The following is a 13,560-nucleotide window of genomic DNA, read 5'->3' on the forward strand; positions in this document are numbered from 1 at the left end:
GGCGACGGCGGCAGTTGTGCGCAAGATCGGCGCGAAGGACGAAGCGGGTTGATCGGGCCGCGCTTTCAGCACTCGAAGCCGTATTTGTCACGCATGTAGTCCGCCTCTTCTTTCGACATTTTGTTGAACATGACGCACACGGTGAAGCTGCCGACCTGACGTCCGCCGCGTGTGTATCCCCAGTCGGAAATATCGTCCCTGGTGAATTCTATGTTCTGGCCGAGGACGACGTTGTGCACTTCCTCCGGCTGGTTTGCCAACATGCCGACAAATCCGGTTTCGGTGCGGCGGAACGGTATGACCCAGAAGTGTTCGGTGACGTTGCCGTCCCGTACCTTGACCTTCAATTTGAACCTCTCTGTGTCGGCGGGAGGCGCCTCGGACAGTGCCAGGAAGTCGTCCAGGCTGGCGAGCGCCTGCGCGGTGGCCGCTGCCATCTCTGGGTCGCCGGGAGTGAAGATAATTGTTTTGTCGTCGCCCGGATCCGTGGCTTGTGCGCCGGCCAATCCTGGAGCAAGCGCCAGCATCAGGGACATCGCAGTCCAGACTGCAAGCTTCATGGAAGGCCCCCCTTCATGTCAACGGTCGACACCATCCCGCATTCGACGTCGGTTTGCAACCGTAGCGCGAGTTTGATCAGCGTTGGCGTGGCGGTTTTTGAACTGATCCGCGAAACAAAATGTGTATCGACGATCGGTCAGCGCTCTGTTTCGTGATGCCGCCCGAGATGGATTGCGGCGGCTGCGTGGTGATCGAAAGCCGCCCGTCACAATCGGCCAAGTGACTCTTTTCGCGGACAGAAGTGCGTTCATTGGGGGAGCCGAAGCGGCCTGAAATGATCTAGGTCGCAGATAATGTGTCGGAATTAAGCCTATGATATTGTTTGCGAAAATTCACCCAATGTGATTTGCGGAGGGTGCGCTTTCCGTCCAGTTTCAGGCCGTCCGGTGCTGTCGTTTCCCAAGGCGGCGGTCCGGAAAAGTGAAACAGCACGGAGTGCTTACCAATGAAGAAGACCCTCGCAACCACCGCTGCTCTGCTCGCCTTCCTCGGCACCGCTTATGCCGCGACCGTTCAGGGCACCATTCAGGCCGTCGATCCGACGACCAAGTCGATCACCCTCGACGACGGCAAGATCTACCAGCTGTCGCCCGAAGCGACGATCGGGAAACTGAAGGTCGGCGCCAAGGTGGCGGTGACCGTCGATGACAAGACCGGCATCGTGACGTCGATCAAGAAGGCCTCGTAAGGCGAGGGCATCGTGCGTCGGCAGACCTGCTGACGCAATTTCAGACCCTGTTCCATTCTGGCCGGTCCTCCGGGGACCGGCCATTTTCGTGCCCTTCACCCTCGACGCCAGGCAAACCGCCGTCCCGGCGGCGCCGCTATGGTTTTTGCCAAAGAGCCGCGCTATCCCTTGGCCACCGGGGGATAGTCATGGCCGACGAGCAAAAAGGGTTTCGCCTGTCGCGGCGATTGCTGCTGGGTGCGGCTGTCGTCGGCGGCGCGGTGCTGTGGGGCGGCAACACGGTGGCGCGGCTGGCACGCGGACCTTCGGGGCCGAAGAACGCAGGACGGATAGCCGATATAGACGGCTTCGCGCTGCCTCTGAAGCCGCTGGACAATGCGCCGGCCTTCGATGCGTCACTGCCCTGGTCGGCAAAGGGTGGTGACATCAACGATGCCAGCGGCCTGTCGATGACGCCGGTCTACGGCGTGGTCGAGGTCAGCGGGGACGAGCACATCGCCAAGGCCCTGGCCTTCGCGCGTGCCAATGGGCTGAAAATATCGCTGGCCGCCATCCGCCATTCCATGGGCGGGCATGCCTTCGACGACAACGCGCTGGTGCTCGACCTCAGAAAGTTCAACAGGGTCACCGTCGATGCGGCGGCCAAGACCATGACCCTGCAGCCGGGCGCGCGCTGGCATGACATCCAGAACCTTCTGCATCCGCACTTCGCGGTGAAGGCGATGCAGTCGACCGACATCTTCTCGGTCGGCGGTTCGCTGTCGGCCAATGCGCATGGCATGGACCACCAGGCGGGTTCGGTGGCGGGCTCGATCCGCTCGATGCGGGTGATGCTGGCCGACGGTTCGGTGACGACCTGCTCGCCGACCGAGAACACCGATCTGTTCCGCCACGTCGTCGGCGGTTACGGCCTGTTCGGCGTGGTGCTGGAGGCGACGCTCGACATCGTCGACAACGCCGTCTACCGCACCTCGCGCGAAATCATCAAATCGGACGATTTTCCGGAATTCTTCGCCAAGGTGCTGGAGCCGAACAAGGATATCGGCCTGTTCTACGGCCATCTGTCGACGGCGCCCGGCAATTTCCTCGAGGACATGATCGTCTACCGTTACGACAAGGTGGCCGAGCGGCCGCCGGCCGATCAGCCCGAGATCGGCGAACCGGGATCGGTCGGGTTGAAGCGGGTGATCATCAACCTGGCGAAATGGGGCAGCCTGTTCCAGGAATTGAAGTGGTTCACCGAAAAGACACTGGAGCCGAAATTCGAAAGCTGCACGGTGGCGCGCACCTCGGCCATGGCCGAGGGCGAGGCCTGTCTCGTCACCCGCAACAACCCGATGCACGATTCGGTGCCCTATCTGTTCAACGATCAGATGGAAGAGACCGACATCCTGCACGAATATTTTATTCCGCGTGCCGCCTATGTCGAATTCATCGCGGAAGCGCGCGAGATCCTGCGCAAGCAGACGCTGCCGGTGCTCAATGCTTCGGTGCGCATCGTCCACAGGGAGGATGTGGCGCTGACCTACGCGCCGGAGCCGGCCTATTCGCTGGTGCTCTACGTCAACCAGCCGACCGATGCCGACGGCAATGCCAGGATGCGGGCGCTGACGCGGGCGCTGATCGACGTGACGATCAAGCATGGCGGGCGCTTCTTCCTGCCTTACCAGCTGCATTATACGGCCAGGGAATTGCTGGCCTCCTATCCCGAACTGCCGGCCTTCCTGGCGGCGAAGCGGCAGTATGACCCAACGGAACTGTTTTCCTCGACCTTCTACCGTGCCATCAAGGCGCTGAGCGGGGTGTCGTAAGAAGCAGGAGAACAGCCATGCGGATGGTATCGGCGGCGGCACTCACCCTCATCGCGCTGTGCGCCGGACCGGCCGGAGGCGAGGATCTCAAGGCCTTCAAGCTGACCATCGACGGCGTGACGGTCGATATCGATCCCGGCGAGAGCGCCGATGTGACGCTGCCCGGCGGCAAGCAGAGCAAGGTGACGCTCGCGCGCAACGACTTCGCTACCTTTTCCGGCAGCGATTTTTCCTTCGTCCACCCCAGCGGCATTTCGGTGACCAAGACCGATCTCGGCGATGACATCACGCAGTATCTGATGGCCTCGGCGCTGGGCACGATCGTCGTCGTGCAGGAGTATGGCGCCATGAATCCGGTGTCGCTCAACCAATTGATGCTGCAGGAGATGACCAGGCAATCGGTGCAGGCCGGCGCCAAGCTGACGCAGGGGCCGACCACGCGCAAACTCGCCGACGGCAAGGAATTGACCGGGATCCGGGCCGAGGTGAAGACACGCACCGACACCGCCGATTTCGAGATCGTCGGCTTCGGCCTGGCCGATCGGGGGCTGCTGTTCATCACCCGCATTGCCGGCGAGGATGCAGCGACCGAAAAGCCGCTTGTCGACAAGTTCTGGCAGAGCCTGAAAGTCAGGTTCAGGCCGGACTAGGATCGTGTCTCAGTTTGGATTTCGGCTGGGGTTTTGCGTAACGGCGGCTCAAGTTATTCTGAAGACCCCGGGTTGGAGATCCTGCAGCATGGCGAAGCTCATTTTCAGAATGAACCAGTCACTCGACGGCTATGTCGACCACCAGAAAATGCCGTCGGGCCCGACGATCTTTCGTCACTGGATAGAGCAAGTGCGCAATTTGAGCGGCAGTGTGTACGGTCGCGGCATGTACGAGGTCATGCGCTATTGGGACGAAGACAGTCCTGAGTGGAGCGCGGAGGCGCATGAATTCGCGGCGGCGTGGCGGAGCCAACCGAAGTGGGTTGTGTCGCGCTCTCTGAAGTCGGCCGGCCCTAACGCAACACTTGTCGCGGATGACGTCGAGGCGGTGATACGCGGGCTTAAGGCTAAGCTCGTCGGGGAGATTTCAGTTTCTGGACCAGGCCTGGCACGAAGCCTGACCGACCTTGGTCTTGTAGATGCGTACCAACTCTACCTCCATCCGTTCGTGCTTGGTCATGGCAAGCCATTCTTCGCCGGCCCCCGGCCGCCGCTTCGCTTTGTGGCCAGCGATTTGATTGGCGACGACGTGATCAGGTTGACCTATGTGCCTGCCTGATCACGCGGTCGTCGAACCGAGACGCCAGCGGGCCTACAGCCCCTTCGGCACCAGTCCGGCCAGCCAGTTCACAGAGCGCTTCGCGGCGTCGGCGGTTGCCGAGGCGGCGCGGCCGAGATCGGTCTTGACCACGGCGTAGCCGTTCTTGGTGCGATAGAGCACACCGGTTCCGCCATCGACCACCTGTTCATAGGCAACGGGCCGGGCGGCGTCGGCTTCCATGGCGGTCGTCGGCGAACCGACCGAGACGCTCGGCCGGTGGCTGAGTTCCGGCGGCAGCGGGCTTTCGGTTCTGACGACGCGGCTGGCGGGCTTCAATTCCGGGCGCGATGCGGTCGCGGCCAGCTGCGAAGAGGACGACGAACCCTTCGTGCGGCAAATGCCGGAGACGAGCGGATAGTTGAAATTGCGCTCGTGCAGCATCTGGCTCTTCATCGCCGCTTCGCACTCGGCGACGGTCGACCATTTGGCCGGCGTCTCGCCGATATATTCGCAAAGCTTGGCGTCGCAGTCGCAGCCGACAATGGTCATGGCGACAAGGGCGGTCTTGATCACGGTCTTGTCCCTTCGAGATGCCCCCCGGCAGCCCTTCCATTTCTTCCCATTCCTTCGCGCGCGAACAAGGCGGGATTTGGCCGCGATTGTGGAATGGGCGTGGCGGAGCCCAGGAAATGCCTAATCTTGGCCGGGCGTGACCGAAAGGCCTCAGTAATCGTAGACGTGTTCGAGCCTGGCGCCGGACTTGATCAGCGCCGGCAGCACGAGATGCAGTTTGCGCACGGCAACGATCATGCCGGTGCGGCGCGTGGATTGATCGGCCGGCAGCGGATAGCTGAACAGGATGTGCATGCCTTCGGGAATGGCGATCGTATCGGTGGAGAGCACCGTGGCCATGATCTCGTCATTGCCGCCGATCTCGACGAAGGAGACGCCCTTGTCGATCAGGCGCAGGATCATTTCGGTGAAGACCTGATAGCGCCTGGTGACGAAGATGGTGCCGTCAGCGCCCATGTCGCGTTCGAGCAAGGTGTCGGGCTCGTTGCGCGTGGCTTCGCCGACGGGCCCCTTGGCCCAGACATGGATGTCGAGCAAGGCGGGGTCCATCGTGGCAGCGAGGGCCTTTTTTATCAGGTCGGCATAGCCCTGCTTGATGGTGTCGGCGAGGCCGAACGCCAGCTTGCGTTCGCTGGTGCGGACGGAGCTGTCGCCCGGCACCGGCTGCACGGCAAACAGGCCGGCACGCTTGTCGGCATACGGGAACTGATACCAGGGCACCTGGTCGAGAAACGCGGCATAGTCCGCCGCGACCTTGGCCTGATAAATGTCGGCGGCGGTGCGCTTGGCCGTTGTCGCCTCGGTGATGCGGCCGACCGTGTTCTCATAGGCCCACTGCAATATATGCTCGATCGAGTGGCTGGTGCCGATGATGACCAGCATCTGGTGGTTGGCATAGTTGAATTTGTAGGGAGCGCTGGCGCGGATGACCATGGCGTAGTCCTGCCAGAAGCGGCCGATATAGGACCAGTAGGGGAAGCCGCTCGGCTGGTCCTTGTCGACGAAGCCGGCATATTCGCGTGCGGCGTAGACGATCGCCCATTCCGGATAGGTGAGGAAGGTTGATTCCTCCGGCCGCTGGTAGCCGGGGATCTCGGCGCGGACCTTGTCGGCCAGCGCCTTGGGCGGGGCGCCGTCGGCAATGCCGGGCAGCGGCGTCTTGTCGAGCGACGACGTCGTCAGGAAGCCGTAGCTCAGCCCGGCGATCGGGATGAGGATGACGACGACGATCAGCCAGAGGATCGTCTTGATGAGGCGCTTCAGCCAGCGGAACAGGAACATGCCCGATCAGGCCGTGGCGAAGTGGTCGTGTACGCGCCTGGCTAGCCGGAAGCCGACATAGACGGCGAAGCCGCCGATGACGATGTGCGGCAGGTTGGCGAAGAAGCGGGCCGGGAATTCGATATCGTTGAGAGAGCGGAAGCCGTTGATGAAGATACCGGCATCGAGGCAGCCGGAACCGGTGACCAGCCCGAGCACGCCGTCGAAAAGGTAGACCGAGCCGAACAGCTTGAAATAGAACACTGCCTGGCGGTGCGAGATGAAGGCGGCGGCCAGCGCCCAGACGCCGGAGAAGGCGTGCAGCAGATCATCGTACCATTGCAGCGAGAACAGGCCGAACAGATTGCCGTCGGCATCGTTGAAGGCCGGTATGTAGCCGATGGCGACGACGCCGAAGAATAGGAAGGCATAGGCAACGGCAAGCTTCTGGACGAGCGTCATGAAGTATCCCCCTTCTACAAGCCCATTTGTAAACGCTACTCTGCCGGCCGCCTGACGCGGTTTTCTGCGCTTCCGATGCTCACGGACTCAAAGGTCCGCTGCGCTTCGGTTCTCGAAAACCACGCCATCCGACTCGGCAGAGCGCGTTTTCAAACGGGCTCTGACCAGGCGATACTAACCGATTTTAGCGCGTGGAGAAGCGGCGCTCGCAAGATCGCCGCCAAAGGGCATCGGGGGGCCAAAAAGACAGTCGGCGCCGGGATTTCTCCCAGCGCCTCCCTGTCAGATCAGGACACGGTCGCGGCAGCAACTTCCGTAAAGTCGTCGCGCCTTGCCGGCCTTGATTTTGACGGTCCTGCCAGTCCGCCGCCCGAGAGCAGCGTCCGTTCGGGACCACGCCGGTCTCCACCCTTGCGAGCTTTGCCCTGCGCACCATCGAAGGTTTTTGCCGTCCTTCATGGCAGCATCGGTCCGCCGTCGGCGTTGGCACGCTTTCCGCGGCCCCGTAGGTCTCGGCTCCGTCCCTCGAAACAGGCAAGCCTGCTCTCGCTTCGGGCCGTACGGGCCTCAGGAAATCCGCCTTTCACTTCGCCTTTCGGCTTGATGATCGGTAGCCGCCTGAGATGGGTTTAATGTACACCGAGTAAGGGTCCTGGGGAATGGCCGCTGCCCTGTGGATAGCGGGATTACCGGGGATCGTTAGCCACAAACCGGGGAATTCGAGCGCCGGCTGCTTTAGACAGCCCGCCCGCTTTTTTGCGTACGAGCCGACAGCGCCCCTTGCTCCGCCGGTGGTCGCGGGCTTCAATGCCGGCAAAGGATCGGACCTGCATGTCCGGCGCCGGGGAGGGCGGGTATTTTGAAAGTCGGAGTGGTTCTCAACCCGATTGCCGGTGGCGGCCGGCTGAAACGGCATTGGCCTGATGTTGCCGTGTCGCTGAAAAAGCATTTCGGCGAATTCGAGCTGCGCGAAACGCAGGCCGAAGGCGATGCCGAAAGGCTGGCAATCGATCTCGCAATGATTGGCTTCGATCTGGTGATTGCGGCCGGCGGTGACGGCACCGCCAGCGAAGTGGCCGACGGGCTTCTGCAGGCGGCCCAGGAGAGCGGCCGGATCACTGAACTTGGCCTGTTGCCGTGCGGCACCGGCATCGATTTCGCGCGCGGGCTCGGCCTGCCGAAAGAGGTGGATGCCGTGCTGAAGCGGTTGGCCGAAGCCAAGGGTCGCAAGGTCGATGCCGGGCGCATCGGCTACATCGACGATCACGGCGCGCTGGCCAGCCGGCACTTCATCAACATCGCCAGTCTCGGCCTGTCCGGCGCCACCGACCGCGCCGTCAATGCCGACAAGCGCAAGGGCAGGATGTCGGCCAAGGCACTGTTCCTGTGGCGCACCGTGGTGGAGTTCATCCGCTACCGTTTTCAGGACGTCAGGATCACGGTCGATGACGGCGCACCCGTCGAAGCGCGCATGGCGCTGGTGGCGGTCGCCAATGGAAAGTTCTTTGGCGGCGGCATGATGATCGCGCCGGATGCCGACCTGACCGACGGGCAGTTCGACATCGTCATCCTGCGCGCCGCCGGCAAGCTGAAGCTGATCTGGGACATCCGGCTGCTCTATGGCGGCCGGCACCGCAACCATCCGGCGATCACCATCCTGCGCGGCAGGAAAGTGGTGGTCGAGCCGCTCGGCGATGCGTCAGAGAATGGCGCCCTGGTCGATATAGACGGCGAGTCGCCGGGACGCATACCCGCGACCTTCGAGATCCTGCCGGGTGCATTGACGCTCAGATACTGAATCAAGCCGTTGACAGATTGATTCAGATGAATCCGCCCATCAATCCAACGTCCTGAAATCGCTTGATAACTGGCTGATGTCAGAGTTCCAGCTTGGCCGGAAAACCGGGCGCGCGCAGGTCGGTATCGACGGCATCCTCGAGCAATTTGACGATCTGGGTGGACCAGGCGCTGCCGCCATATTCCTGTTTGCCCATCTGGAAAATCTCACTCACAAGCGGCGCCAGTTGGAGCGGCAGTCTGAATTCCCTGCCCATCGCCAGCGCGAAGCCGAGGTCCTTCAGCGCCAGGTCCATGGTGAAGCCGATGTCGTAGGAGCCGTTGAGAATGAGCTGGCTTTCGGTCTCGTGGACGAAGCTGTTGCCGGAGGAGGCTGAGATGGCATGGTAGGACTGGGCGAGGTCGAGCCCGCCTTGTTTGGCCAACATCAGCGCCTCGCCGGCGGCGACGAGATGGATGAAGGCGAGCATGTTGGTGATCACCTTGATCACCGCCGCCGAGCCGACCGGACCCATCAGGAACGACTTTGCGCACATCGCCTCGATGGCCGGCCGATGACGTTCGTAGAGCGCTGGATCGCCGCCGACCAGCGCGGTGATCTTGCCAGCCGCCGCCAGATGCACGCCACCGGTGACCGGGCATTCCAGCGTCTCGACGCCCCTGGCCGAGGCGAGGGCCGCAAGGCGAAGAATCTCGTCGCGGCCGTTGGTGGACATCTCGATCCAGGTGCCGCCTTGGGGTAGGCCCTCCAGCAATCCGCCGGGTCCGGCCAGCACCGCTTCGCTGACCTTGGGCGAAGGCAGGCACGTGATGGCATTGCCGGCCCAGGCGGCGGCCTCGGCCGGGCTGCTCGCGGCAGTGGCGCCGAGCGCCACCAGGCGCTCGACGGCGGCCGGATCGCGGTCGAGGACGGTGACGGCAAAGCCGTTGCGGATCAGGCTGGCGGCAAGGTTTCCGCCGAGATGGCCAAGCCCGATGAAGGCGTAGCTCTTGCTCACGGCATCAGCGGGGTCTGCATCATCTGCAGATGCAGGTCCTTGCCCGTATAGGGGTGCGCGTCGCAGACCGCTTCGTTCAACTCGACGCCGAGGCCGGGCTCCTTCGAGGGGACGACGTTGCCGTCCTGCCACTCGATCTTCTTCTTCAAGAGCGTGGCATGGAAACCGTCCCACTGCTTCAGCGATTCCAGGATGAGGAAGTTGGGCAGTGTCACCGCCAGCTGGATGTTGGCCGCACCGACGATCGGCCCGCAATAGCAGTGAGGGGCGACCTGGATGTGGTAGGCCTCGGCCATCGCCGCGATCTTCTTGGTTTCGAGAATGCCGCCGGAGCGGCCGAGGTCCGGCTGCAGGATGGTCGCGGCGCGGTTCTCGATGACGCGGGCGAACTCGAACTTGGTGGTCAGCCGTTCGCCGGTGGCGATCGGGATCGAGGTCGCGCGGGCCACTTGCGCCATGACTTCGGGCATGTCAGGCGGCACCGGCTCCTCGAACCACAAGGGATCATAGGGCTCGATGGCGCGCGCCATGCGCAGCGCGCCGGACGCTGTGAACTGGCCGTGCGTGCCAAACAGGATGTCGGCGCGGGTGCCGACCGCCTCGCGGATCGCCTTGATCATGCGGGTGGACAGGTCGATATCGACAAGACGCGGCTGGTGGCCGTCGAAGGCGGTGTAGGGGCCGGCCGGGTCCAGTTTGACGGCGTTGAACCCCTGTTCGACATATTCGAGCGCGCAGGCGGCGGCGAGATCGGGGTCGTTGTAGACGTTCTTGCCGTGCGCATCCTCGGAGTGGACGCTGCCGGTGTGCGGATAAAGATAGGTGTAGGAACGCAGCGTTTCGTGCACCTGGCCGCCGAGCAGTTTGTAGACCGGCTTGTCGGCCTCCTTGCCGATGATGTCCCAGCAGGCCATTTCCAGCGCCGAGAAGCAGCCCATGCCTGACACGTCGGGCCGCTGGGTGAAGCCGGACGAATAGGCGCGGCGGAAGAAGTTCTCGATGTCGTGCGGATCGCGGCCGACGAGATAGCGCTCGGCCATGTCCTCGACCATCCGGGCGGTAACATGGGCGGAGAAGGTGGCGTTGTAGGCCTCGCCATAGCCGACCACGCCGCCATCGGTGGTCAACTTGACGAAGATGAAATACTTGCCGCCGATGCCGGGCGGCGGATTGTCGACAACCCAGGTCTTGACGTCCGTGATCTTCATTTTTGGTCCTCCAGAACCAGTTCGGCGCCCTTCCAACCGGTCATGATCGAGGCGGCGTTGGTGTTGCCGGTGATGTTGTCGGGGAAGATGGAGGCGTCGATGACGCGCAGGCCGTCGATGCCGTGCACCTTGAGACGCGGGTCGACGACGGCGCGCGCCGGATCGGGCCCCATGCGGCAGGTCGAGACCGGATGATAGACAGTGCCCGAGCGCTTCCTGAAATCCTGAATCAGGTCTGCATCGGAAGTGATTGACGGGCCTGGCAAAACCTCTTCCTCGATGATCTCGGCCATGGCAGGCATCGAGGCGATCTTGCGGACGAATTTCACCGCCGCCAGCATCTCCTCGACATCGGCATTGGTGGAGTAGGCATTGGCCGTTATCCTGGGGTACTCGCGCGGATTGGCCGAGCGGATCATGATCTCGCCACGGCTCGACGGGCGGCAGTTGGACAGGCCGATGGAAAAGCCCGGCCATGGGTCGGGCGTCAGGATGGGACGCTCGCCGCTCTTGGGAATGACGGTCGAGAATGCCTGGAAATAGAGCTGCATGTTGGGCCGCGTCGCCGCCGGGTCGGTGCGGAAGAAGCCACCGGCATTGTTCATCGACAGCGACAGCGGGCCCGAACGGGTCAGGATATATTGCATGCCGACCAGCAGCTTGCCCCACCAGGGACGCAGCGTCTGGTTGAGCGTCGGCAGCTTGCCCTTGAAGGTGTAGTTGATGCCGACATGATCCTGCAGATGCGCGCCGACATTCTCGTTGGCGTGGACCATCCGGATGCCCAGGCCTTTCAGCAGCGCGGAAGGCCCGACGCCGGACAGCTGCAGCAATTGCGGCGAGTTGACCGAGCCGCCCGACAGGATGACTTCGCGACCGGCACGCGCCGACTTCGTCTCGCCGTTCTGCTGGTATTCGACACCGACGGCGCGCTTGCCCTCGAACAGCACCCTGGTCGCCAGCGCCTTCATCTCGACGCGGACGTTGGCGCGCTTCATCGCCGGGCGCAGGAAAGCGCGCGCCGCCGACATGCGGCGGCCGTTGCGGGTCGAGATCTGGTAGACGCCGACGCCTTCCTGGGCAGCGCCGTTGAAATCCGGGTTGAAGGGCAAGCCGGCCTGCTGGCCGGCGACGAGATAGCGTTTGGTCAGCGGGTGGACGGCGCCCGAACAGTCTGTGACATGCAGCGGGCCGCCGACGCCGCGCCATTGGTCCGCGCCGGCCTGGTTGTCCTCGAGCGCCTTGAAGGCGGGCAGCAGATCGTCATAGCCCCAGCCGGGATTGCCGGCGGCGGCCCAGGCATCGAAATCTTCGCGCGCGCCCCTGATCCAGACCATGGCGTTGATCGAGCTCGAACCGCCGAGCAGCTTGCCGCGCGGCCAGTGGTCGGCATTGCCGGCAAGCCCCGGGTCCGGCTCGGCCTTGTAGTTCCAGTTGACGCCGGGATCGAAGAAGGTCTTGCCGTAGCCGAGCGGCATCTGCACGTAGAAGCGGCGGTCGCTGCCGCCGGCCTCCAGCACCAGCACCGAGAAGCGCCCCGAGGCCGACAGTTTTTCAGCCAGGACCGAGCCGGCCGAGCCGGAGCCGACGATGATGAAATCATAGGTCTGCATGATGGAAATGGGAGGCTCCGAAAAATTGGCTGCAGCCTAGACGCGACGGCATTCCGAAGTCGCCGCGCCATCCGGCATCAGTTGTGAAAAAAGCGACCGTCGAACCGATCAGGTTTGCGGGGATTCCCGACAATCGCGCTTGATATCTATCGTCCCGACAGCCTATGCGGTGGCACTATCTTGGCGCATAACTTTTCGGAGTTATGCTCTGGCCACTCTGCGGAAGGCAGGAAATCATATGCGGACCCTCCCTGACGCGTTCATTCCCGAACTGCCGGGCCACTACAGCGGCAAGGTCCGCGAAAACTACGATCTGGCGGATGGCCGGCGCATCATCATCGTCACCGACCGGCTCAGTGCCTTCGACATCATCCTGACCTCGATCCCCTACAAGGGAGAGATACTGACCCAGACGGCGCGCTACTGGTTCGAGGAAACCGCCGATATCTGTCCGAACCATGTTCTCGAATACCCCGACCCGAACGTCGTCGTCGGCACGAGGCTCGACATCCTGCCGGTCGAGATCGTCGTGCGCGGCTATCTGGCGGGAACCACCAGCACCTCGATCCTGACGCGCTACAAGCGCGGCGACCGCGACATGTACGGTATCCGCCTGCCGGACGGCCTGCGCGACAATGAAAAGCTGGCCGAGCCGATCATCACGCCGACCAGCAAGGCCGCGCATGGCGGCCATGACGAGCCGCTGTCGAAAGCCGAGATCCTCGAACAGGGTCTTCTCACGCAGGCGCAGTGGGACACCGTGTCCGGCTACGCTTTGCGGCTGTTCGCCCGTGGCCAGCAGCGCGCCACCGAGCGCGGCCTGATCCTGGCGGACACGAAGTACGAATTCGGCACCGACAGGAACGGGACCATCATTCTTGCCGATGAAATCCACACCCCGGACAGCAGCCGGTACTGGATCGCATCGAGCTACGAACAGGCGCTCGCCGACGGCAGCCGGCCGGAGAGTTTTGACAAGGATTTCGTCCGGTCGTGGGTCTCGGCGCGCTGCAACCCCTACAGCGACCCGATACCTGAGATACCGGCCGAGATCGTCGAACAGGCCTCGCATGTCTATGCGCAGGCCTATGAGGCGATCACCGGCAAGGAGTTCTCTCCGGACCTTTCCGGGAACAGCGTGCTCGATCGCATTCGCACGAACCTCAGGCGCTATTTCTGATCGATCTTCGCCGGGTGATGCGAACTGCCGTCCCATGGCCATGCCCAGGGTCTACGAACTCGGGTTAACCGGTCCTCGGAAACCTTCGCCGGTGTGTTGGCTGACGGAGCAAACGAAAAACCCGCCTGTGCGGCGGGTCACTGGCGCAAATCAGCACC

The 13,560-nt window shown here is 63.0% G+C and carries 13 protein-coding genes; 6 read left to right on the forward strand and 7 right to left on the reverse strand.

Features of this window, described 5'->3' with window-relative positions; genetic code table 11:
- Nucleotides 1-65: 65 nt before the first annotated feature.
- Nucleotides 66-560, reverse strand: coding sequence for a DUF2314 domain-containing protein (locus EN879_RS07930; protein ID WP_063168829.1), 495 nt, complete (start codon nt 558-560; stop codon nt 66-68).
- A gap of 446 nt (nt 561-1,006) precedes the next feature.
- Between EN879_RS07930 and EN879_RS07935 the strand changes: the two genes are divergently transcribed.
- The 4 genes from EN879_RS07935 (at nt 1,007) to EN879_RS07950 (ending at nt 4,329) form a co-directional block, all read left to right on the forward strand.
- Nucleotides 1,007-1,249: a DUF1344 domain-containing protein gene (locus tag EN879_RS07935; RefSeq protein WP_013530037.1), complete on the forward strand. Its 243-nt coding sequence runs from the start codon at nt 1,007-1,009 to the stop codon at nt 1,247-1,249.
- A 188-nt stretch (nt 1,250-1,437) separates the two neighbouring features.
- Nucleotides 1,438-3,060 (forward strand): FAD-binding oxidoreductase, encoded by a 1,623-nt coding sequence (locus EN879_RS07940; RefSeq protein ID WP_063168828.1) that lies wholly within the window; start codon nt 1,438-1,440, stop codon nt 3,058-3,060.
- Between the two features lie 17 nt (nt 3,061-3,077).
- Nucleotides 3,078-3,710 (forward strand): hypothetical protein, encoded by a 633-nt coding sequence (locus tag EN879_RS07945; protein WP_063168827.1) that lies wholly within the window; start codon nt 3,078-3,080, stop codon nt 3,708-3,710.
- An 88-nt stretch (nt 3,711-3,798) separates the two neighbouring features.
- Nucleotides 3,799-4,329 (forward strand): dihydrofolate reductase family protein, encoded by a 531-nt coding sequence (locus tag EN879_RS07950; protein WP_027162137.1) that lies wholly within the window; start codon nt 3,799-3,801, stop codon nt 4,327-4,329.
- A 33-nt stretch (nt 4,330-4,362) separates the two neighbouring features.
- Here EN879_RS07950 and EN879_RS07955 read toward each other — a convergent pair whose 3' ends face one another.
- The 3 genes from EN879_RS07955 to EN879_RS07965 all read right to left on the reverse strand — a co-directional run bounded on the left by EN879_RS07955 (nt 4,363) and on the right by EN879_RS07965 (nt 6,606).
- Nucleotides 4,363-4,884, reverse strand: coding sequence for a hypothetical protein (locus tag EN879_RS07955; RefSeq protein WP_023809774.1), 522 nt, complete (start codon nt 4,882-4,884; stop codon nt 4,363-4,365).
- A gap of 150 nt (nt 4,885-5,034) precedes the next feature.
- Nucleotides 5,035-6,165 carry a hypothetical protein gene (locus EN879_RS07960; RefSeq protein WP_063168826.1) on the reverse strand — a complete coding sequence of 377 codons (1,131 nt, stop codon included), beginning with the start codon at nt 6,163-6,165 and terminating at the stop codon, nt 5,035-5,037.
- Between the two features lie 6 nt (nt 6,166-6,171).
- Nucleotides 6,172-6,606: a DUF4383 domain-containing protein gene (locus EN879_RS07965; RefSeq protein WP_013530043.1), complete on the reverse strand. Its 435-nt coding sequence runs from the start codon at nt 6,604-6,606 to the stop codon at nt 6,172-6,174.
- Nucleotides 6,607-7,465: 859 nt separating this feature from the next.
- Between EN879_RS07965 and EN879_RS07975 the strand changes: the two genes are divergently transcribed.
- Nucleotides 7,466-8,404, forward strand: a complete 939-nt coding sequence (locus EN879_RS07975) for a diacylglycerol kinase family protein (RefSeq protein WP_063168825.1) — start codon at nt 7,466-7,468, stop codon at nt 8,402-8,404.
- A gap of 79 nt (nt 8,405-8,483) precedes the next feature.
- Here EN879_RS07975 and EN879_RS07980 read toward each other — a convergent pair whose 3' ends face one another.
- From EN879_RS07980 to EN879_RS07990, 3 genes are read right to left on the reverse strand one after another with little or no spacing between them, the layout of a single operon-like run.
- Nucleotides 8,484-9,401 (reverse strand): NAD(P)-dependent oxidoreductase, encoded by a 918-nt coding sequence (locus EN879_RS07980; protein WP_063168824.1) that lies wholly within the window; start codon nt 9,399-9,401, stop codon nt 8,484-8,486.
- Entirely contained in the window at nt 9,398-10,609 is a 1,212-nt protein-coding gene (locus EN879_RS07985; protein WP_063168823.1) for a mandelate racemase/muconate lactonizing enzyme family protein, read from the reverse strand. The genes EN879_RS07980 and EN879_RS07985 overlap by 4 nt, the downstream gene beginning before the upstream one ends.
- Nucleotides 10,606-12,222 (reverse strand): GMC family oxidoreductase N-terminal domain-containing protein, encoded by a 1,617-nt coding sequence (locus EN879_RS07990; RefSeq protein ID WP_063168822.1) that lies wholly within the window; start codon nt 12,220-12,222, stop codon nt 10,606-10,608. The genes EN879_RS07985 and EN879_RS07990 overlap by 4 nt, the downstream gene beginning before the upstream one ends.
- Before the next feature lie 238 nt (nt 12,223-12,460).
- On the opposite strand from EN879_RS07990, the gene EN879_RS07995 reads away from it, so the two are divergent.
- Complete coding sequence (locus tag EN879_RS07995; RefSeq protein WP_063168821.1) at nt 12,461-13,402, forward strand: phosphoribosylaminoimidazolesuccinocarboxamide synthase; 942 nt, start codon at nt 12,461-12,463, stop codon at nt 13,400-13,402.
- The last annotated feature ends 158 nt before the right edge of the window (nt 13,403-13,560 follow it).

This window comes from Mesorhizobium sp. M7A.F.Ca.AU.002.02.1.1 (genome assembly GCF_003998535.1).
GTDB lineage: Bacteria > Pseudomonadota > Alphaproteobacteria > Rhizobiales > Rhizobiaceae > Mesorhizobium > Mesorhizobium ciceri.

Bases quoted from the DNA above. Each gene is read 5' to 3' on its own strand.
- EN879_RS07930 (WP_063168829.1), bottom strand. From the start codon at position 560: ATGAAGCTTGCAGTCTGGACTGCGATGTCCCTGATGCTGGCGCTTGCT.
- EN879_RS07935 (WP_013530037.1), top strand. From the start codon at position 1,007: ATGAAGAAGACCCTCGCAACCACCGCTGCTCTGCTCGCCTTCCTCGGC.
- EN879_RS07940 (WP_063168828.1), top strand. From the start codon at position 1,438: ATGGCCGACGAGCAAAAAGGGTTTCGCCTGTCGCGGCGATTGCTGCTG.
- EN879_RS07945 (WP_063168827.1), top strand. From the start codon at position 3,078: ATGCGGATGGTATCGGCGGCGGCACTCACCCTCATCGCGCTGTGCGCC.
- EN879_RS07950 (WP_027162137.1), top strand. From the start codon at position 3,799: ATGGCGAAGCTCATTTTCAGAATGAACCAGTCACTCGACGGCTATGTC.
- EN879_RS07960 (WP_063168826.1), bottom strand. From the start codon at position 6,165: ATGTTCCTGTTCCGCTGGCTGAAGCGCCTCATCAAGACGATCCTCTGG.
- EN879_RS07965 (WP_013530043.1), bottom strand. From the start codon at position 6,606: ATGACGCTCGTCCAGAAGCTTGCCGTTGCCTATGCCTTCCTATTCTTC.
- EN879_RS07985 (WP_063168823.1), bottom strand. From the start codon at position 10,609: ATGAAGATCACGGACGTCAAGACCTGGGTTGTCGACAATCCGCCGCCC.
- EN879_RS07990 (WP_063168822.1), bottom strand. From the start codon at position 12,222: ATGCAGACCTATGATTTCATCATCGTCGGCTCCGGCTCGGCCGGCTCG.
- EN879_RS07995 (WP_063168821.1), top strand. From the start codon at position 12,461: ATGCGGACCCTCCCTGACGCGTTCATTCCCGAACTGCCGGGCCACTAC.